The sequence below is a fragment of the Bacillus sp. GM2 genome (assembly GCF_056155945.1).
Window position 1 is genome coordinate 1473329 of the sequence record NZ_JBRKSZ010000007.1, and the last position, 21852, is coordinate 1495180.

The 21852-nt window shown below is 46.4% G+C and carries 16 protein-coding genes; 8 read left to right on the forward strand and 8 right to left on the reverse strand.

Going from position 1 to position 21852, the window contains the following annotated elements; all coding sequences use genetic code 11:
* Positions 1-133 precede the first annotated feature (133 nt).
* Genes ACVC9U_RS08530 through ACVC9U_RS08555 form a run of 6 tightly spaced genes read left to right on the forward strand, consistent with a single transcriptional unit; the run spans position 134 to position 6404 of the window.
* Positions 134-259, forward strand: a complete 126-nt coding sequence (locus ACVC9U_RS08530; RefSeq protein ID WP_003182518.1) for a hypothetical protein — start codon at positions 134-136, stop codon at positions 257-259.
* Positions 260-264: 5 nt separating this feature from the next.
* On the forward strand, positions 265-1833 hold the full coding sequence (locus ACVC9U_RS08535; RefSeq protein WP_009328109.1) for a spore germination protein: 1569 nt from the start codon (positions 265-267) through the stop codon (positions 1831-1833).
* 22 nt (positions 1834-1855) lie between these two features.
* Positions 1856-2956, forward strand: coding sequence for a spore germination protein (locus ACVC9U_RS08540; protein WP_080623601.1), 1101 nt, complete (start codon positions 1856-1858; stop codon positions 2954-2956).
* A gap of 27 nt (positions 2957-2983) precedes the next feature.
* Positions 2984-4084, forward strand: coding sequence for a spore germination protein (locus ACVC9U_RS08545; protein WP_016885404.1), 1101 nt, complete (start codon positions 2984-2986; stop codon positions 4082-4084).
* Positions 4071-5267, forward strand: coding sequence for a Ger(x)C family spore germination protein (locus tag ACVC9U_RS08550; protein ID WP_441390584.1), 1197 nt, complete (start codon positions 4071-4073; stop codon positions 5265-5267). Before ACVC9U_RS08545 ends, ACVC9U_RS08550 begins: the two co-directional genes overlap by 14 nt.
* A 39-nt stretch (positions 5268-5306) precedes the next feature.
* Complete coding sequence (locus ACVC9U_RS08555; protein ID WP_441390586.1) at positions 5307-6404, forward strand: spore germination protein; 1098 nt, start codon at positions 5307-5309, stop codon at positions 6402-6404.
* A gap of 4 nt (positions 6405-6408) precedes the next feature.
* Here the strand turns inward: ACVC9U_RS08555 and ACVC9U_RS08560 are convergent, their stop codons facing one another.
* Positions 6409-7866, reverse strand: a complete 1458-nt coding sequence (locus ACVC9U_RS08560; protein WP_441391217.1) for an MDR family MFS transporter — start codon at positions 7864-7866, stop codon at positions 6409-6411.
* 202 nt (positions 7867-8068) lie between these two features.
* On the opposite strand from ACVC9U_RS08560, the gene ACVC9U_RS08565 reads away from it, so the two are divergent.
* Complete coding sequence (locus ACVC9U_RS08565; protein ID WP_003182504.1) at positions 8069-8545, forward strand: MarR family winged helix-turn-helix transcriptional regulator; 477 nt, start codon at positions 8069-8071, stop codon at positions 8543-8545.
* A gap of 39 nt (positions 8546-8584) precedes the next feature.
* On the opposite strand, the gene ACVC9U_RS08570 is transcribed toward ACVC9U_RS08565, so the two are convergent.
* The 3 genes from ACVC9U_RS08570 to ppsA form a co-directional block, all read right to left on the reverse strand.
* Positions 8585-10624, reverse strand: coding sequence for a molybdopterin-containing oxidoreductase family protein (locus ACVC9U_RS08570; RefSeq protein ID WP_044790251.1), 2040 nt, complete (start codon positions 10622-10624; stop codon positions 8585-8587).
* Positions 10625-10771: 147 nt separating this feature from the next.
* Positions 10772-12196 (reverse strand): MDR family MFS transporter, encoded by a 1425-nt coding sequence (locus ACVC9U_RS08575; RefSeq protein ID WP_441390589.1) that lies wholly within the window; start codon positions 12194-12196, stop codon positions 10772-10774.
* A gap of 455 nt (positions 12197-12651) precedes the next feature.
* On the reverse strand, positions 12652-15246 hold the full coding sequence (gene ppsA / locus ACVC9U_RS08580) for a phosphoenolpyruvate synthase (RefSeq protein WP_075754336.1): 2595 nt from the start codon (positions 15244-15246) through the stop codon (positions 12652-12654).
* Positions 15247-15590: 344 nt separating this feature from the next.
* Here ppsA and ACVC9U_RS08585 point away from each other — a divergent pair, with 344 nt between their 5' ends.
* Positions 15591-16307 carry a 3-ketoacyl-ACP reductase gene (locus ACVC9U_RS08585; protein ID WP_075754338.1) on the forward strand — a complete coding sequence of 239 codons (717 nt, stop codon included), beginning with the start codon at positions 15591-15593 and terminating at the stop codon, positions 16305-16307.
* A 46-nt stretch (positions 16308-16353) separates the two neighbouring features.
* On the opposite strand, the gene ACVC9U_RS08590 is transcribed toward ACVC9U_RS08585, so the two are convergent.
* From ACVC9U_RS08590 to ACVC9U_RS08605, 4 genes are all read right to left on the reverse strand, one after another.
* Entirely contained in the window at positions 16354-17568 is a 1215-nt protein-coding gene (locus ACVC9U_RS08590; RefSeq protein ID WP_441390592.1) for a cytochrome P450, read from the reverse strand.
* A 235-nt stretch (positions 17569-17803) separates the two neighbouring features.
* Positions 17804-19627 (reverse strand): ABC transporter ATP-binding protein, encoded by a 1824-nt coding sequence (locus ACVC9U_RS08595; protein WP_441390594.1) that lies wholly within the window; start codon positions 19625-19627, stop codon positions 17804-17806.
* Positions 19624-21351 (reverse strand): ABC transporter ATP-binding protein, encoded by a 1728-nt coding sequence (locus tag ACVC9U_RS08600; protein ID WP_441390596.1) that lies wholly within the window; start codon positions 21349-21351, stop codon positions 19624-19626. The genes ACVC9U_RS08595 and ACVC9U_RS08600 overlap by 4 nt, the downstream gene beginning before the upstream one ends.
* A complete protein-coding gene (locus ACVC9U_RS08605; protein WP_075754344.1) occupies positions 21348-21821 on the reverse strand; it encodes a MarR family winged helix-turn-helix transcriptional regulator in 474 nt (157 codons plus the stop codon). Before ACVC9U_RS08605 ends, ACVC9U_RS08600 begins: the two co-directional genes overlap by 4 nt.
* Positions 21822-21852 lie beyond the last annotated feature (31 nt).

A 21852-nucleotide genomic window follows, 5' to 3' on the forward strand; every position in this document is an offset into this window, starting at 1 on the left:
ATTTGTGTTTTTAACGCAGATGGTTCTTTTTTGTTTGACGTGGTTTAAATTACCACCAATTATAGCTGGCACCCAAGGTAATAATAGGATAAAAATGATGGACTTACTACAGCAATGAAAAAGGGTGATCGACATGTGGAAAACCATTGTTTCCTATTTTCCGGACTGGCTGGTCCTGATGCAGGCTTTTTTTGTCTTTTTTGTCCCGTTTGCCATATCAAAAGTATTTTTGTGGCTTCGCACGGCAGGGGATGAGTGAGTGGCATGAGATGGTGGAAAGCAAAAACGCGAAGAATGATACAGTCGTCCAACAAGCCGGATAAACCTAAAAATGAAGTGCCGTCTGTGGAGTCAACTGGGTATTTTACCGGCGATTTTGATCACGACTTGAAACTGGCCAAAACGGCTATGGAGAATAACTCAGACGTTCATTTCCGCGAATTCAACTTAGGGCGCACCGGCATCCGCGCGGCGATTGTATTTGTCGAAATGCTTGCGGATCAAGACCTGATTGACAAGCATATTATGAAATCCCTTATGGATGATTTTTCCAAAGAATATAAAGTTGAACTTTCTTCATTAAGCAGCAATGTGACCGACTTAATTAAAAAGCAAATTTTATCAATTAGCGGCGTATCAGAGGTAAACCATGTCAACGAAGTGGTGCCCGAAGTGTTATCCGGTGCGGCCATGCTGCTGATCGACGGTTCAGCGGAAGTTTTACTGCTGGGAACTGTTAAAAGAAATACAAGGAACATTGAAGAGCCCGTATCAGAATCTTTGGTAAGAGGCGCGCGCGTCGGCTTTACAGAAACGATCGGCACCAATACAGCCCTTTTGAGGCAGCACGGCAAAAATCAAAACTTGTCTATGGTTCAATTTCAAGTTGGGAAGCGAGCCGTCAAAAATCTTGTCGTCGCTTATATCAAAGACATTGCGGAACCAGGGCTGGTGGAAGAAGTCAAAAAAAGAATCGAAAAGATTGATATAGATGATGTCCTTGAATCAGGTTTTGTCGAACAGCTGATCGAAGACAATTATCTCAGTCCATTTCCGCAGGTGCAAAGCACTGAACGTCTTGACAGGGTAATGAGTGCGTTAATGGAGGGAAGAGTGGCCATTTTATTGGACGGAACGCCTTTTGTTTTAATCGTTCCGGTTACATTCAGCATGCTCCTCCAATCGCCCGAGGATTATTATGAACGCTGGCTGCCGAGTTCCCTGATCCGCATCATGCGAATCGGCGCAGCCATGATCTCGCTGCTTGGGCCGGCTCTATATATTTCCTTTATTTCGTTTCATCCCGGGCTGATTCCGAGTGAACTTGCGATTTCCATTACCGGAACGAGGGTAGGTGTGCCTTTTCCATCGCTGATTGAAGCGCTCATTATGGAAGTGGCAATTGAAATTTTGCGCGAGGCCGGCCTGCGGCTTCCAAAACCAATCGGTCCCGCGATGGGAATCGTCGGCGGTATCATCATCGGGGAGGCTGCCGTGCAGGCAGGCATCGTCAGCCCGATTATGGTCATCGTCGTTGCCGTCACCGCGATTTCTTCATTTGCGATTCCTCAATACAGCGCCGGCATTTCGCTGCGCATGCTGAGATTTGTAGCGATGTTTTGTGCAGCCACGTTCGGTTTGTACGGGGTGATTATGTTTTTCCTCATGCTTGCCAGCCACGCGGTGAAGCTGAAAAGCTTTGGCGTTCCTTATGCGAGCCCTGCCGTTCCTTATCGTTTGCGCGATTGGAAAGACTTCATCGTTCGCATGCCGATACAGATGATGAAAAAACGGCCGAAGCTGTTAAAAACAGACGATTCGACACGCCAGTAGCATAGAAAGGAGGGAAACGCTCATGATGGTCAGGCACGAAGAGCGCATCACCACTTCGCAAACAGCAGTTCTCATCACCAATTTCCTGCTTGGGACAGGGATTCTGACGCTCCCGCGAACGTCTGTTGACGAGGTGGGGACGCCTGATGTCTGGATCACGCTTGTATTAGGCGGCTTGGTCGCTCTGACGGCCGCAGTCATCATGGTAAAGCTCAACCACCAATATCCTGATAAAAGCTTTTATGAATACAGTCAGGACATCATTGGCAAATGGACCGGCAGCTTGATCAGCCTGTTTTTCGTTTGTTACCTATTGGCCCATTCCGGTTTTCAGGTCCGCTCAACGCTTGAAATCATCCGCTTTTTTTTACTGGAAGGAACCCCCCGCTGGGCAATTGCGATGGTTTTTTTGTGGGTGGGCTTATACTTGATCGTCGGCGGCTTAAGCGCGATCGCCCGCTTGTTTCAAATTGTTTTTCCTATCACAGTCATTCTTTTTTTACTGGTCGCTTTAATGAGTATCGGAATTTTTGATGTGGACAACTTGCGTCCTGTACTGGGAGAGGGAATAGGGCCTGTTTTAAAAGGAATAAAGGTGACCGCATTGTCTTTTTCAGGTATTGAAATCATTTTGATCCTGATGCCTTTCATGAATCAGCCACGCAAGGCCATTCATACGATTATGATCGGAATCGCCATCCCTCTGCTTTTCTATATGATCACCGTCGTTATGGTGATCGGCGCCCTGTCTATAGACGGGGTAGTTTCACGGACCTGGCCGACGATTGATTTGATGAGAAGCTTTGAAATACCTGGTCTGATATTTGAACGGTTTGAGTCTTTGCTGCTGGTCATCTGGATCATGCAGCTGTTCTGTACCTTTGTTATTTCTTTTTATGGTGCGGCATTAGGCCTGGCCCAGCTCTTTAAAACAAATATTCGGCCGATGATGTTTGCTTTGCTTCCGGTCATTTATCTGATTGCAATGATTCCGAAAAATATTAACGCGATGTTTGCATTTGGAGACTTTATTGGAAACAGCGGCGTTTATTTAGGCGGCTTGACTCCGCTCGTGCTGCTGGTGATTTCAAAAATAAGAAGGAGAAAACAGGGAATCAGCTGATGCTTGAAAAAGAAAGGGGGGTTCTCCATGATGGTGAGTCAGCAGGATAAAATTACCGTTTCACAAACCGGCATCGTCATTACGAATTTTCTGTTGGGAACGGGCATCTTGACGCTGCCGCGGACATCTGCGGAAGCGGTTAAAGCCCCGGATGTCTGGCTTTCTGTTGCATTCGGAGGGCTGGTTGCCATATTAGCCGGTTTCATCATGGTGAAATTAAGCATGGAGTCCCCCGACAAAACGCTATATCAATATAGCCGGGATCTCATTGGCAAGTGGCCGGGAGGACTTTTCACCCTGCTTTTGATTTGTTATTTTCTCGCAACATCAGGTTTCCAAGTCCGGTCTGTCACAGAGGTTATGGGATTTTACTTACTGGAAGAAACGCCGCTTTGGGCGACAGCGATGGTTTTTTTATGGAGCGGAATCTATTTATTAACCGGCGGTATTAACCCGATCGCCCGACTTTATGAAATCGTCTTTCCGATTACTGTTCTCATTTTTCTGATCGTCATTTTTATGAGCGCAAGCATATTTGATATCGACAATTTGCGCCCGGTTCTCGGGAAAGGGATCATGCCGGTGCTTGAAGGAGTCAAGACAACGTCTTTTGCTTATACAGGCATAGAAATCATACTGATCATCGTTCCTTTTATGAGAAAGCCCGAGCAAGCGTTAAAAGCTACTTTGATGGGAATTTCTTTTCCGGTTGTCTTTTATATGATCACCGTCATTATGGTCATCGGTGCACTGTCAATCGATGGAGTGTCGTCACGGACATGGCCGACGATTGATTTGATGCGTAGTTTTGAGATACCGGGTCTGATTTTTGAACGCTTTGAGTCCTTGCTGCTAGTGATATGGATCATGCAAATGTTCTCCAGTTTTACGATCAGCTATTTTGCTGCTGCTTTAGGTCTGTCGCAACTCTTGAAGAAAAGGATGGAACCGATATTATTCAGCTTGCTTCCGGTTATTTATCTCATTGCGATGATGCCTAAAAATATTAATCAACTTTTTCAACTGGGAGATCTAATCGGCAACAGCGCCATCTATTTAGTCGGCTTCATCCCGCTAATGCTTCTGGTCATATCGAAAGTGAGGAGGGGAAAGTTTGAAAAAAACTAACACCATCCGTTATTTAACGATTGTTTTACTAATGTTTCTATTAACCGGGTGCTGGAGCAGCCACGAAATTGAAGAGCTCGGCTTAACATTTGCAATGGGGATTGACAAAGGCGAGGAAACCGAACTTGAAAAAAAGTTTGACAAAGCGGGGGGCGATTATCCGAAAAAAGACCGGATCACGATGATCTATCAATACGTGAACGAACAAGCGGCCGGTTCAAAATCGACTGGAGGAAGCACTGATCAAAAGACGTATATCAACGTTTATGAAACTGGAGACTCGCTTCAGCAAATTAATGCTGAAGTAGCATTAAGACAGGACAGGCCTGTATTCAGTCCTCATTTAAAGGTGATTGTCATCGCCGCTGACCTCCTCCGCACCTATTCGCTGGCGGAACTGCTAGATCAGCCTCTCCGCGATAATGAAATCAGGCCGAGCAGTATGGTTCTTGTCACAAGAGGGCGTGCAAGAGACACGCTTGAGCTGAAGGAAACCGGCGAAATGCCGGCGTTTCGTCTGCGTAAAATCGTTGAAAATGAGTATAAAGCGAAAAAGATCCTTCCCCCTGTGACACTTGCCAAACTGACAGGCAAAATGAGATCAGGAACAAGCTATCTTCTTCAAAATGTCATCGGTACCGACGGAGAAGTCAAATATGCGGGAGCAGCTGCGATCAATGGAAAAACCAATAAGCTGATCGGCTATTTGGATGAACAGGATGTAGAGGGCGTAATGTGGATTACCGGAAAGGGGACCGGAGGTACGGTCAAAAGCTATGATCCGACAGAAAAGAAGGTGACCGCATTTGGCGTTGAATCGATTAAAAGCAACATAAAGCCCATCGTCAAAGGTAACCGCCTGTCTTTTGAAGTGAACGTAAAGTCAGAGGGGTATCTTGCGGAAAACTGGAACACGAAAGAAAAAGCTTTTGATGACAAATTTTTAGAAAAAGTCGAAAAAACAACCGCGAAAACAGTGAAAAAATCGATGGAGGACATTACAAAAAAAATGAAAACCGAATACAAAGCAGATCTGGCCGGATTCGGTAACGAGCTGAGGATCAAGCATCCGAGGCTTTGGGAAAAACTAAAGAAAAATTGGGATGAGACCTTTACCGATATACCGATTACATTTCATGTTCAAATCGCGATTAAAGAATGCGGAACTGTTGGGGATCAGTAACAGAAGAACTTCTAATCACGAAAGGCGGAGAAACGCGCAATGATCCGTTCCGAAGATAAAATCACGACTTCTCAGGCAATCGTTGTCTTGGTCAGTTATATTATGGCGGCCGGGATTCTCACCCTGCCAAGAACCGCTGTAGAAGAAGCCGGTACGCCGGATGTATGGATTTCCGTCCTATTAGGCGGACTTGTCACAACGGCAGCCGGAGTGGTTATGACAAAGTTAAGCCAGCATTATCCCGGGCAAACATTTTTTCAATACGGGGGAGACATTGTCGGAAAGTGGCTCAGTATTGTGATCAGCCTGCTTTTCATTGAGCATTTTGTAGCGATTGCTGCTTTTGAAGCAAGAATTCTGGCGGAGGTGATCACCTTTTTTTTGCTGCAGCAAACGCCGATTTGGGCGATCATCATGTCAATGATGTGGATCGGATTCTATTCAATAAAAGACGGAATGGGGTCGCTTGCCCGTTTGTTTGAAATCATCTTTCCGATTACAATTCTTTTCTTTTTAACCGTGGTATTTATGAGCTTTGGCATATTTGAACTGGATAACCTGCGGCCTGTCTTAGGGAAAGGCATCATGCCGGCATTAAAGGGGACAAAAGCAACAACGCTTTCGTTTATCAGCGCAGAAGTGATGGTATTCCTTTTGGCGTTTATGAAAAAGCCGAAAGATGGTATCAAAGTCGTTGTCATGGGAATCGGCATCGCAATGCTCTTTTATCTAACAACGATCGTATTTGTGATCGGAGGGCTGTCAGTTGACGGGGTGACAGCGATGACATGGCCGGTGCTTGACCTCATCCGCAGTTTTGAAATGCCCGGCTTAATATTTGAACGTTTTGAATCGCTGCTCCTTGTCATCTGGATTATGAAGCTGTTTGCGACTTTTTCCGTCTCATATTACGCTGCATCCCTGGGGCTCTCGCAAATTTTCAAGAAAAAGAGCAGACCGATCATGTTCGGTCTGCTCCCGGTGATGTATTTGCTCGCAATGACGCCAAAAAATATCGATGATGTATTTTCTCTCGGCGACATGATCGGCTATCAAGCGGCTGTTTTATTCGGCATTGAGCCGATTCCGCTTTTATTGATTTCGAAAATGAGAAAAAAGAAATCTTTGCAAAGCTAGATGTTCAGCCCGCTTTGTTCACTCGCTTTTTAGCTCTCGGTTTCACCCTGTCATTCGGCATGAAAAACACGAGCAAAAAGGCGGCCGCTGCGGGGAAAATTGCCCAAGTAAACGTATGAACAATCGAATTTGACAGCGCCTCGGTGATGTGATTTAAAATATCCGGCGGCAATGATGCCCGGGCACTAGACAAAATCTGGTTGGCGTCATTCGGTGAGGCGGGATTTGAAGCGCCTGTGCTTTTAAACATATCTTCCATCTGTTCTGAAAATTGTTTTTTTTGAATCATTCCGAACATACTGGCGCCGATCGTCATGCCGAGAGAGCGCATAAAGTTGCTCGTAGAAGTCGCTGAACCGCGCTGTTCCGGGCCGAAATGATGGATTGCCGCCATGCTTAATACAGAGAATGAAAAACCGACTCCCAAGCCGACAACAATCATATAAATTGTTAATAATAAACGCGGAGTGTCAATATTAAGCGTGCTTAATAAAGAAAACCCGCTGACGAGAACCAGTCCGGAGATGAGCATAATGTTCCGGTAGCTCATTTTTGTCGTTAAGAATCCGCCAAGCTGGGCTGATACGACAGAGCCGAGCATCATCGGCAAAAGAACAAGCCCGGAGTTTGTCGCAGAGTCTCCGTAAACACCCTGAACAAAGATCGGAATCTGGATGGTCGCCGAAATAAATGTCCCGCCGTAAAATAAAGCGACAAGCGTGCTGCCGGCAAACAGACGGTTTTTAAACATATGAAACGAAATGATCGGTTCACTGGCCTTGCGTTCGATCATGAGGAAGCAAACCAATAAGACGGCTGCACTTCCGAAAAGAGTAAGGATGACATTCGAATCCCAGGCGTATTTCTCGCCGCCGAGCTCCAACGCAAACATGAGGCAGACGACCGCTCCTACGAGCGTGATCGCCCCTAGCCAATCAATGCGATGCTTTTCATGCTGTTTCGTCTCTTTGTAAAATAGAAGAATAAAAACAAAAGAAACCATACCGAGCGGCAGATTCATATAAAAAATCCAGTGCCAGCTGATGTAGTCAGTGACATAGGCGCCGATGAGCGGTCCGAAAATGCTCGAAAGGCCAAAAACAGCGCCGAAAAGTCCAGTGATCTTACCGCGCTTTTCCAGCGGGAAAATGTCAAAAATGATGGTAAAAGCAATCGGAATGAGAGCGCCTCCGCCAATTCCTTGGACCGCGCGGTAAATGCTGAGCTGCTCAATGGTTGTAGCCGTTCCGCACAATGCTGAACCCGCCATGAACACGATGCTGCCAAAAAGAAAAAAACGTTTTCTGCCATACATATCCGACAGCTTGCCGAATATCGGCATACCGGCCATTTCGGCGACCATAAAGGCAGATACAACCCAGACAAAGCTGTCGAGTCCGCCAAGATCGCCGACAATTGTTCCCATTGCCGTGACGACGATGGTATTGTCCATCGAAGCCATCAAAATAGCAAGCAAAAGTCCTGCTACAACAAATCCTAATTTTTGATTTTGAGTTTGTGACAAATCAATCTATTCTCCTTTTAAATAAATTCGTTCTAAAGCAGCGTTTGGCATGGACGCTTCATCCTGTTATGATCATTTATATCAGGAAATAAATATCTTAGCTGCTAAGACATAATGATTTTATAGAAGGGTGTTACAGATGTCAAGAACAAATCATATTGAAGGAAAAGGGCTGGTCAACGAGCTGATACAGCAGTTGAGGTTTCACAGCACAGCAACCGTTTTTCTGCACCAGGCGATCGGCGAGAAAATCGGACTGAACGGAACGGATCATAAATGCCTTGAGATCATCTCGCGGGAAGGTCAAGTAACAGCGGGGGAGCTCGCCGCAAAAAGCGGACTGACAACGGGAGCGATCACAGGAGTGATCGACCGTCTTGAGAAAGCGGGCTATGTCAGACGCATCAGGGATTCGTCCGACAGAAGGCGTCTTTTAGTCGAACTGATCCCGGAAAATCTGGAGACGATATCACATATATTTCATGACTTGGCGCAAGAGTCTGCCGAATTTCTAAGCCGATATTCAGAGGAAGAACTGCAAACCATTATCAAGTTTTTGAAAAACAGCACGGCGTTTGCCGCCGATTATGCCAAAACCTTAAAAAAGACGAAGTGATAAAAGACCGGTTTTGCTGCAACCGGTCTTTTTTGATGTTCATATTTTTTCAATTTGAACTCTTCCGGAAAAGAAAGTTGCACCACCGCCCATATCAGCTAAACGGTCGGGCGTCAGCGCATTGACGAGATAATGCTTCCCTTCTGCATCCGCCCACAATCCCTGGCTGACGGCCACGCCCGGAAGGACGTTTTCTCCGACGGCAGCGGGCAGGATGCATGAGCCGCGGTCATTCCAAACTTTCACCAAATCTCCATTTTCGATGCCCTTTTCTTCGGCATCTTTTATATTTAAGTGAAGTTTCGGCTCCTTTTCTAATTTGATATGTTTTTCATTGTTTGAAAAGGTCGAATTTAAAAAATTGTGATTCGGGCCGGGCACAAATAAAAATGGATACTTGTCCGTTTCAATGAGCGGGGTATGAGTCGGCAGGCCCGGATAGCCGTGCTGCTCCATCATTTTTGAATACAATTCAATTTTTCCGCTAGGCGTCGGCAGTTTATCAGGAAAAAACGTTTTTCGATTTGCTTTGACAAAATGCTTTTCAGTCAGGCTGTCATAGTCAATGCCATCGAGCCACGGATTATCAGGGTAGTCAAGCGCCTGTCTGATCATCTCTTCGTCGGAATCTTTCAGCGGCTCATCATCAAAGCCCATCGCCTCAGCCAAAAGCCTGAATACTTCTGTATTTGACTTGCTCTCGCCGTATTTCTCAATCACAGGCTTCTGAATCTGCGCATAATGGTGCCAATATGATGTATAGAAATCCGTATTTTCGAAAGCGGAAGAAGCCGGCAGGACGATATCGGCGTACCGTGCCGTTTCCGTCAGAAATAGATCGTGAACAACCGTGAATAAATCTTCGCGCTCAAGTCCTTTTCTGACTTTGTTCGCCTCAGGCGCGACAACGGCCGGATTGCTGCTGTACACAAACAGCGAACGGATCGGTGGTTCGGTTTCTAAGAGAGCTTTGCCGAGCTGATTCATGTTGATGACTCTCGGCGTTCTGCCTTTTAATAAATCGGGGCGCTGCAATGCTTTTGTATTATAGGCCAAAAATGCCGTGTTGCCTTTGATCGCTCCGCCTCCTTTTTTCGTCCATTGGCCCGTGATCGCGGGCAGGCACGAGATGGTGCGAACGATCATTCCTCCATTATCATGATGCTGAAGACCGTTGCCGATCCGAATCAATGAAGGGGAGGTGCGGCCGTACAGGCGGGCAAGCTCGATAATATCATTCCGGGATACGCCGGTGACCGCCTCTACTGCGGCGGGGTCGTATTGCCGCACATGGCGGCGCAGCTCTTCGTGGCCGACTGTAAATTCTTTCAAAAATGATTCATCAGCCAAATGTTCCTTGAATAAAACATGCATGATGCCAAGTGCAAGCGCGCTGTCCGTGCCGGGGCGAATCGGAATAAACCAGTCGGCCATCCGGCCGGTCTGATTTTTATGAACATCGATTACGACGATTTTTGCGCCGTTTTTCCGGGCTTTTTGAGCAATGGTGATTTGATGCATGTTGGTTGAGACCGCGTTGATTCCCCAAAAAATAAACAGTTTTGTCTCCGTTGTATCTTCAGGATCAGTGCCGATGCTTCCGCCCATCGTGTATTTATAGCCGACAGAACCGGCAGGGGTGCAAATCGCCCGGTCAAGCTGGCTGGAACCGAGGCGGTGGAAAAAGCGCCTGTCCATTCCTTCAGCCGTCAAGTTTCCCATATTGCCGTAAAAGCTGTAGGGCAGAATGCTTTCGGGGCCTTCCTGTTCAATGAGCGACTGCCAGCGGGTGCGAATCGTTTCAATCGCTTCATCCCAGCTGATCGGTTCAAACATTCCGGCTCCTTTAGGGCCCGTCCGTTTCAGCGGGGTTTTCAGCCGTTTGGGGTCATAAATACGCTCCGTCATATTGCGGACTTTATTGCAAATATTGCCCTGTGTGACCGGATGGTCCGGGTCGCCCTGTATTTTAACGATTTTTCCGTCTTTTTTATGAACGAGCAGCCCGCATTGATCCGGGCAGTCGAGCGAACATACGGATTTGAAAATCCCGTCTTTTTGATCAACATATGACTCCATGGAATCCGTTCCTTTCCGATAAAATGAATATGATTCTAGCATTATATCACAAAATGTCGTCAATTCTGAAAATACGAGCGGAAGAATCCCGGCAGAAAAAATGATAAAAAAGGATGCCCCGAGGAAGGACATCCTTTAAGTTTTTGGTTATTCTTTATCAAAATCAGGCGCGACCGCTTTTTTAATAAATAAAGCGGTAAAGAAAGCGATACAGCTTAAAGCGAGCGCAAACCAGTAGGCATGGTGAACGCCATGAGTCATCGCTTCATGCACGATTTGTTTGCTGGCTGCTTCTTGGCCGGCAAGATAGCTTTTCTGTCCCTGGCTCATAATGCTGACGAACACCGAAACACCGAGTGCGCCTGCAACAGGCTGAAGAGTATTGGAAATTGCCGTTCCATGAGGATATAAATGCTTCGGCAATTCGTTTAATGCATTCGTCTGTGCGGGCATCATGATGGCCGAGATGGACAGCATCAAGATGATGTACACAATAATGAACGCCCAAAGCGGCACCGAAGGATTGATCCTGCTGAAGAAAAACATCACGCCGACGAGAACGATCGTACCAGGAATGATGAGTTTTCTCGGGCCGAACTTATCGAACAAAGCGCCCATAGCCGGCGACATGAGACCGTTTAGCAAGGCCCCGGGCAAAAGCAAAAGACCTGCTGTTTTTGCTGAAAAACCGAGCGGCCCTTGCAAATACATCGGCATCACAATTTCGGAAGCGAACATCGCCATAATGACAATCACAAAAAGGCAGACCCCGCGCGTATAGTTTTTATAGGCGAACACACGCACATCAAGCAACGGTTGTTCAAGCTTCAACTGACGAAGCACGAACAACACGATGCTGATCAGGCTGACGATGATCACACCGATGATCAGAGGGGACTGAAATCCTTCCTGAGCTTCTCCGGCACTGCTGAATCCGTATACGATTCCGCCGATCCCGATGGTTGACAGGATGATCGACAAAAAGTCAGCCCGCGGGCGCGTCGCTTCTCCGACATTTTGCAAATACTTCACCGCAAACAGGATTGAAAATACTGCAAAAGGAATGACGATGATAAACAGCCAGCGCCAGCCGAGGATGTCAACAATGACGCCCGAAAGAGTGGGGCCGATCGCCGGAGCAAACATGATGACCAGCCCGAACGTCCCCATGATTTTCCCTCGGACTTCAGGCCGGTAAATCAGCAAGAGGGCGTTCATAATGATGGGGATCAAGAGCCCCGTACCGACTGCCTGAATCATGCGCCCCGTCAAGAGCATCGGAAAATTCACTGCACAAGCGGCGATGATAGTTCCGACTAAAAAAGTCGACATGACGCCGATAAACATCTGTCTTGTCGTGAACCATTGAATCAGTAAAGCGGAAATAGGCATTAAAACACCCATGACAAGCATAAATCCGGTTGCCAGCCATTGAACAGTCGGGGCATCAACGTGAAAGACTTCCATCAGCTCTGTTAATGCGATGTTCAACAGCGTTTCGTTTAATATTGCAAAAAATGCACCAATCATGAAGGTGACTAATATTGCTTTAGAATTAAACTTTTTCTCCATATCAAACCTCCTGTAATACAATTTACCCAAAAACATGACGACAAATGATATGTAGGATTCCCGAATATCCGGAGTCCCAATTTGCTTCTTTCGTTTTTCATCTTATATAATAACGTGTCTCCACCGCCGTTCATCGTTTTTCTTCATGATTGGCAACTATATGAGTATACTCGGTTTCACCCATATTTACAATAAAATTGTCAGGTTCATCTTTTGAAGTTAACGAGTGGATGATTATGAAATGACAGGGAGGTAAGGGCATAGATCATCCCTTCAGTCAAATAAGCCCATTATTACAGGTGTATTTTACCTGTATTGCGGGCAGCTGTTCTGACTGAAGAACATCATGCCCGGATCCTTTCCCTGATAGATAAAAAAGGTAAGAACTCTCCAAATCTGAAGAGTTCTTTTACATGCACTGTCGACTCCCGTATTTCTTTTCGCAGCAGACACCGTTACAAAATTTCGATATATCCCTCTGTACCGTGCACGCGAATTTGTTGCCCATCTTTTATCAGCCCAGTAGCATTCTCCACTCCGACGACTGCCGGCAGGCCATATTCGCGTGCGATCACCGCTCCGTGGGTCATTAATCCGCCGACTTCGGTGACCAGGCCTTTTATGGATACAAATAATGGTGTCCAGCCTGGGTCGGTAAAGGAGGTGACTAATATATCTCCATCTTCCAGATCGGCATTTTCCATGTTTAAAATGACACGCGCTCTTCCTTCTATCACTCCGGAAGAAACAGGCAGGCCTGCAATCGCATTAGGCGGCAAATTTTCTCGTTTGTACTCACCTGTAATGATTTCGCCATCAGACGTGATCACGCGCGGTGGAGTTAGTTTTTCATATAATTTGTACTCGTCTTTCCGTTTGCTGATGATTTGGTCATCTATTTTTTTTGTGCGTGCGGCTTCGTGAAGTTCTTCAAAATTGAGGTAGTAAATATCTTCTTTTTCATGAATAACGCCCGCTTGTACGAGTTGTTCGGCTTCTTTCAGCAAAGCCTGCTTATATACGAAGTAGCGACTGACTATGCCGTATTTTGGATATTCCCGGTAGCCGATGAAATTCCGGATGAGGTCGATCATTCGTTTTGTTTCTTTAGCTTTTTGTTCACCATCCGGTAATTGCTTCAATCGATCTATTAACTCTTGTTCTTTTTCCAAAGCAATCCGCCGCCCTTGTTCAAACTTTCGATTGCCGGCATTAGGCTCAAAGTTTTTAATATGACTAAGAATCATAGGGACAAGTGTAATTGGTTTTTCACTCCAGCGAGGTCTTGTAATATCGATTTCTCCGGGACACCGCATTCCGTATTTGCTGAGAAAATCATAGATAGCCTCTTGGGTTTCCCTTCCTCCATCAAACTTAACCAGTTCATCGAGAAAGTGATCTTCTTTTGCATGCTGCAAATAATCAATCACCTCTGGATAAGGCCGAATCACATCCGCCACATCCATCAGCGCCAGACCCATTTCCGAAGTAATATTGCCCGGTACAGATTGAGAAAGGGTATCAGCGGCGTTTTTTTCGCCTAGCCACTCGTTCATGTTTTCATTGATCCATGTTGTCGCATTTATAGCAGCCATAAACACAGCCGTACTTTGCGGGTCAAATACGATCTTCTTTAATTGCTGGATATCTTCCAGAATAAAATCAAACAAATCCGATCCCGATTTCGCTTGGATGTTTTGTTTTAACTCTTCGATCGATGTTTGACTGCGCTTCATCAAATCAGAAACGATTGCCGGATCGTTCTCGAATTGCGCCGGCAAATCTGAATGACCGCTGCCCGGAATCGGTGCTGTTTGATCATTTGGCAACAATTTTATAAAATCTCGCTCGATTACGGTCAAGAGTGCGTCTTTTGTAAGCGGATCAGATCCCACGGTATTTAATAAAGTTTCCCGGCCGGCACGTGTCGTCAGCCTAGGCGCAACATCAACAAACAATCTCCCGCCGGCTTTACGCATCGGTGCAGGAGTAATTAACAGGTAAAAAGACAATCCCAACGGTTTAATGGGATCAGTCATCATTTGCTGATGACCAACAGATAGATAGACGTGATTTTCTTGATCATTCGCTTCAGGGATCGGGTATAAAGTCGTGATCGGCCGGCTCTGAACAATATAAAATGTATCATCAGCCAAACACCATTCGATATCTTGCGGCTGGCCGAAATGAGCTTCGATCTGTCTTCCGATACGCGCCAGCTGTAAAATTTGCCCGTCAGTGAGCGCTTGAGACATCTGCTGATCAGGATCGATCTGCTTTGTCTCTGTTCCGCCTTGTGCTCGTCCATAAATCGCCAATTTCTTGGCCGCTATTCTTTTATCGGCGATTTGTCCGTTTTGCACTTTATAACAATCGGCAGAGACCAAGCCGGAGACAAGAGCTTCACCAAGTCCAAAACCGGCATCGATTGAAAGCAGTTTCCGGTTGGAAGTCATCGGATCAGCGGTAAATAAAATCCCTGAAGCCTGCGGGAAAACCATCTTTTGAATGATAACGGATAAATAAACTTGCCTGTGATCGAATCCATTCTGCATACGGTAGATGACCGCGCGTTCCGTGAACAGGGAAGCCCAGCATTTGCTGATATGCTGCAAGATCGCATCCTTGCCGATAATATTTAAATAGGTATCTTGTTGACCGGCAAAAGAAGCATGCGGTAAGTCTTCAGCAGTCGCACTGGAACGCACTGCATAAGCATGTTCCTCGCCATATTGGGAGAGATAGTGAGTTACTGCTTTCACAACATCAGAAGGAATTTCTGCTTCCATAATGATTTGCCGAATTTTCCTGCTGATTTCACCAATTTGATCCCGATCCTCAACTTTTAGCATGGCCAGTTGATCCAGCAACGCTTGGAACGTTTCGTTTCGTTTGATGGCTTTTTGAAATGCTGCTGTCGTGAGGCAAAAGCCTTCTGGTACTTGTATTCCTTGAATTTTTGATAATTCACCTAAATTTAACCCTTTTCCCCCGACAAGCAAAAGCTGTGTTTTTTCCATTTCGTGAAAACCGAGAACGAAATGACTCATTCTGCATCTCTCCTTCGAAAAAAAATTTGACAAGAGCTTTCCGATATGGTAGACTTAAAATGTAAGATGGGATACCTTTGACAATTAAGTCGAAACATACGTGTTTTGATTATATCATCGCGTCTGTTTTTATGCAATATTAAAAGAACCTGGTAAAACGATCCGGGTTCTTTTTTGTTTCTTCATGCAATCGAATATAACGATGGCCGATTTGATCCGGTTGGTTCGCGGATGACGCCAGCTGAGCAGGCGGTTTATTCTTCGCAAGTCGTCATATTTGCAAAAACGCAGTTTATTTTCCTATAATTTAAACGTGTGATACATATAGAAAGGAAGTTTTTCATATGCAATCTTTACAAAACAAAACCGCTCTGATTACAGGAGGGGGAAGAGGGATCGGCCGCGCAACAGCGATCGCCCTTGCAAAAGAAGGCGTACACATCGGCCTTATCGGCCGTACAGCTGCGAATCTTGAAAAAGCAGCAGAGGAATTAAAGGCCTTCGGCGTAAAAGTATCTGTAGCCGCAGCTGACGTAAAGGATTTAACAGCTGTAGAACGTGCGGTCCAATCCGTAAAAGGAGAGCTTGGACAAATCGACATTCTCATTAACAATGCCGGGATCGGCGGGTTTGCAGGATTTCTTGAGCAATCCCCTGAAGAGTGGGAAAATATTGTCCAGGTGAATCTGATGGGGGTTTACAATGTAACACGCGCCGTTCTGCCTGAAATGATCGAAAGAAAAGCCGGCGATATTATTAATATTTCTTCTACAGCAGGCCAAAGGGGAGCAGCCGGGACAAGCGCCTACAGCGCGTCTAAGTTCGCGGTACTCGGACTGACCGAATCGCTGATGCAGGAAGTCAGAAAGTACAATATCCGCGTGAGCGCCCTTACACCGAGCACGGTTGCGACGGACTTGGCAATCGACTCCAAATTAACAGACGGCAATCCGGAACGCGTCATGCAGCCTGAAGATCTGGCTGAATACATGGTCGCCCAGCTTAAACTGCATCCGCGCATTTTCATTAAATCAGCGGGCATGTGGTCTACAAACCCTTAAGCAATCGGGAAAGGACAGGCTTGAAACAGCCTGTCCTTTTTTCGTGCTATTTTCGCGAAAGGCGTACGGGGAGATGGCGGACGCCGAAGACAAACGGACTTTGAATCGCTTCAAGCTCCTCTGAGCTGTCCCTTTCCACGGATGCATGCCGCAGCAAGTAACCGAGTGCGACTTTCGCTTCAAGCCGGGCAAGGGGAGCGCCGAGACAAAAATGGATGCCGAAGCCGAAGCTCATATGAGGGTTTGATTTACGATCAAGCTTAAAGCTGTCAGGATCGTCAAATTTCAGTTCGTCACGGTTCGCTGAAGCGACCCAGTTGATCACCGTGGAACCTTTTGCAATCCGCACGCCCTTGATGTCAAGGTCTTCAGCCGCCGTGCGGCCGATCGCTTGCACGGGCGGATAATACCGCAGGGTTTCTTCAACAAAAACAGGAACGAGGGACAGATCTTGTCTTACGGCTTCCTGTGTGGCTTTGTCTTCGGTGAGATTGATGACGCTGTTTGCGATCAGGTTGGTTGTCGTTTCGTTGCCTGCGACCAAAAGAATGATGCAAAAATTCAGCAGCTCTTCTTCTGTCAGCGACTTGCCGTCAACTTCCGCCCGCAGCAAAAGCGAAATAAGGTCGTCTTTTGGCTCTTTTTTGCGCTGTTTGATAATGTTTTTAAAATAATCCGCCAAAAACCGATTGCCTTCTTCACGGCGTTTGTACATCTGTTCAGCGGCTTCAGCCGAGCGGTCTTCCGCACCTGCGACAAGGATGTCTGAATAATGTTTAAACATGAGGCGGTCTTCAGCCGGAACGCCCAAAAGTTCAGCAATGATAATGACGGGAAGGGGAGCAGCCAAGTCATCCACCACATCAAACAAATCCTTCTGTTTCGCTTCGTTAAATAAAAAAGCCGTCACTTCTTCGATATGCGGCTCAAGCTCTTTCACCGCTTTCGGCGTAAAAGCTTTATTAACGATGGCCCTCATTTTTGTATGTTTCGGCGGGTCCATTGTTAATATGCTTTTTCCTTTCATATTACCGCCGCGCTTTGAAGAGAAAAGCTTCGGGTTTTTTAACACGAATTGAACGTCTTCATATGAAAAGATATCCCAGCATTTTCGCTCATCATCGTAACGCACAGGAGACGTTTTTCTGATCCGGTTATAAATCGGGAACGGAAACAGCCGGTCATTACGGGAGCTGATTTCCTTCATCGGAATCCAATTGGCATAGTGCTTGCTTGATTGAAGTGAATTTGAATTTGCCACGTCAACTCTCTCCTTTAACATGAATCGTTTATACATGATGAACCGGTTCAATCTTTACGTTATCACTATTTTTACAACGGTTTCAACGGACATACCATGAAAAAATTGTCAATTGGACGAAAGTATCGGATCTAAAAAAGGAAAAAAGGCGAGGTATGCTGAACAACTGCGGGAACATCAGCTCAGAGATGGATGAAAAACGAGGCCGCACCTGATCAGGTACGGCCTCGATCTTTCAGCTGACAGCTTCTTCCCGGGAGAACTGGCTGTTATACAAATCGGCGTAAAATCCGTTCTTGCGGAGCAGCTCTTCGTGGCTGCCTTTTTCAATAATATCTCCGTTTTTCATCACAAGAATCATGTCGGCATCTTTAATGGTAGAAAGACGGTGGGCGATAACAAAGCTCGTACGGTTGGCCATCAGTTTGTTCATCGCTTTTTGAATATTCATTTCCGTCCGGGTGTCGACACTGCTTGTCGCTTCATCTAATATTAAAATCTTCGGATCAGCTAAAATGGCTCTCGCGATCGTTAAGAGCTGCCGTTGCCCTTGCGAGATGTTTTGGGCATCTTCGCCAAGTACCGTATCATAGCCGTCCGGCAAGGTGCGGATAAAATCGTCGGCATAGGCGCCTTTTGCCGCTCTGATGATGTCTTCTTCGGTCGCGCCTTCACGCCCGTAAGCGATGTTTTCCCGGATGGTGCCGTTGAACAGCCATGTGTCCTGTAACACCATCGCAAACATGCTTCTCGCCTGTTCACGCGACAGCTCGCTGATATCTGTGCCGCCGACCTTGATGCTGCCTTTGTTTAGTTCATAAAAACGCATCAGCAAATTGATGATCGTCGTTTTTCCAGCGCCGGTCGGTCCGACGATCGCAATCGTCTGGCCTTCTTTGGCGTGAAGGCTTAAATCGCGGATGACCGGAACGTTTTCATCATAGCCGAAGGCGACACGTTCAAACGATACATCGCCTTTTAATGTGCCGGTATCGATGGAAGCCGGCGTCTCCTCGGTTTCCTCGTCTTCGTCTAAAAGACTGAACACCCTTTCGGCGGATGCGATTGCCGATTGGATTGTATTCGCGATTCCGGCAACTTGAACGAGCGGCTGGGAAAATTGCTGCGTGTATTGGATAAAAGCCTGCACGCCTCCGATTAAGAGGGTGCCGTTAAGAACGAAAATACCGCCGGTTATGCTGACAAACACATAGCCTAGGTTGCCGATGAATGTCATGATCGGCATCATCAGACCTGAAATAAACTGCGCTTTCCAGCCTGACTGGTAAAGTCGCTCATTCACTTCATCGAATTGCTGAATCGCTTTTTCTTCATGACCGAATGCCTTTACTTCCTGATGCCCTGTAAACATCTCTTCAACGTGTCCGTTGATGTCGCCGAGTTCTTTTTGCTGCGCGCCGAAGTGTTTCTGCGAAAATGAGGCTATAAATCGGACAGCGAGCATGCTGAGCGGAACCGTGATGAAGACGACGAGCGTCAGTACAGGGCTGATTAGAAGCATCATGACAATGATGCCGACGATGGTAATGACAGATGTAATCATTTGCGTCAGCGCCTGCTGCAGTGATGTATTAATATTGTCAATATCATTGACGGCGCGGCTGAGCGTGTCGCCGTGCGAATGCTTGTCATAGTACTTTAAAGGGAGCCGCGTCAGCTTTTCATTCACTTCCTGGCGCATTTCGTATATCGTTTTCTGGGCTACGCCGGCCATCAGGTATTGCTGCAAGAACGTAAAGAAAGCAGAAAGCAGATACAGTCCTGCCAGGATCATCGTGATCCGGCCGAGAAAGCCGAATTGAACACCGGTGCCTTCTGTAAAGCTTGCGAAAAGGGAAGAGGTCGCATCTCCGAGAAGTTTTGGACTGATGACATTAAACAACGTCGCCAATATTGCAGCACAGACAACGAGCACCAGCTGGAAGGTCCGCGGTTTTAAATAGCGGGCCAATCTCAAGAGGGTCTTTTTAAATTCTTTCGGTTTTGTCTCGTCCATTCCTTTTGGTATCGAGCCGTGATGCTTTTGTTGTTGGCTCATGCGCTTTCCTCCTCAGCCTGCTGTGATGCCACGATTTCCTGGTAAATGTCATTTTCAGCAAGCAATTGTTGATGGGTGCCGATACCGGCTATTTTTCCTTCATTTAATACGATGATTTGGTCCGCATCCGTAATCGTGCTTACCCTTTGGGCAACAATAATGACGGCGGCATCGGCGGTGGTTTTCTTCAGCGCTTTTCTCAGCTTTTGATCCGTTTTGTAATCAAGCGCGGAAAAGCTGTCGTCAAATAAATAAATTTCCGGTTTTCTGACCAATGCCCGGGCGATGGAAAGCCGCTGTTTCTGGCCGCCTGAAAGGTTGGCTCCGGCCTGCTCGATATCAGATTCAATTCCGTTTTCCTTGCCTTCCACAAACTCGGCAGCCTGAGCCGTTTCAAGTGCTTCCAAAATTTCTTCATCTGTTGCATCTTCTTTGCCAAATCGGATATTGTCCTTAATCGTCCCGCTGAATATTGAAGCTTTTTGCGGGACATAGCCGATTTTTGCGCGAAGCTCCTTTTGCGCCATCTTTCTGACATCTGTTCCGTTGACAAGCACAGACCCTTTTTCAATATCGAAAAATCTCGGGATCAATTGAAGAATCGTCGTTTTTCCGGCTCCTGTGCTGCCGATGATCGCAGTCGTTTCACCTGGTTTTGCCTTGAACGTGATATTTTCGAGAACGGGCTTTTCAGCTCCGGCATAACGAAAAGTCACATCTTGAAATTCCACATAACCGCGCAGGCCGCTGTCTTTCTGCGGCTCTTTCGGATCGGTAATCGAAGGCACTGTTAACAGCACTTCGTTAATGCGGTCGGCAGATGCCTGAGCCCTTGGGATCATCACGAATGTCATCGCAAGCATGATCAGTGCGATTAGAATCATGGATGCATATTGAAGGAAAGCCATTAAGTTCCCGACCTGCATGCTGCCTTGATCGATGCGGATGCCTCCGAACCAGATAATCGCGATGTTCGTGAAATTCATCATAATCATCATGACAGGGAATAGAAAAGCCATGATTCTGTTGACGGCGATGCCTGTATCGCGAAATTCTTCGTTCGCTTTTTGAAACCGGACTTTTTCTTGATCAACGCGGTTAAACGCGCGAATGACACGAACGCCCGTCAAACCTTCCCTGAGAACAAGGTTGAGACGATCAGTCTTTTTTTGCAGGACGCCGAATAAGGGGACAGCTTTTCTTGTAATGAGAAAAATCAGCCCTGCAAGTATCGGGAGAGCGGCCAGAAATATAATCGACAGCTTGGCATCTCTGGAAACCGCAAGCACAATACCGCCGACCAGCATTAACGGCGCTCTCGTCATCAATGAAAGCATCATGTTGAGCACATCTTGGACCTGCTTGACATCATTGGTGGTACGGGTAATGAGAGAAGCAGAACCGATTTTTCCGAATTCATCCATTGAATGGTGTTCAACTTTGACAAACAGCTTGCGCCTGATATCTCTTCCAAAGCCGAGGGCTGTTTTCGAAGCGAAAAACGCTTTTCCGACAGTCATGATGATAGCCAGAAGGGAGCAGGCGATCATCCAGCCGCCGGTTCTCAATATGAATGGCATGTCGCCGTTCACGATTCCGACATCCACGACATCTGCCATTAACGTCGGCAAATAAAGCTCAAGCACACTGCTCAGCAAAGTAAAAACAGCGACAAGAATCACTTGCAGCTTATAAGGCTTTAAATATTTTAAGAGTGAGATCATTTTTCAACCTTCTTTTCACTTGTTTTTTCTCCGTGTTCGATAAACTCGGATAACTTATGAATCAAATCGGCGAACTGCCTGCTTTCATCCTCGCCCAAATACCGAGTGAGCTGCAGGAACCACCGGTTCAGCCCTTTAAGCGCATCGTCCGCCGCTTTTTTTCCTTCATCGGTTAAAAAAATCCGGACGATCCGCCTGTCATCCTCATCCATACGCCGAAAAACGAGTCCTTTTTTTTCCATCCTGTTCAACATCTGCGTGACGAAAGGGGAGGTGACATGCAGAGCGCGGCTGATTTCGGATGCCATTTTTCCTTCACCGCTTGCTTCATTTAAAAACATCAGCGCTTTTGCCTCAGTCTTTTTCCATTCAACTGCAGGAAAAGACTGCTTCATTTCCGCATACCGCAGCCGGTTGAAAGCTTCAATCAACTGCACAACGGTCTTGCGGCTGACTTTATCTTGTTTCATAAAAAGCACCTGCTTCTCCATTTTAATTAAT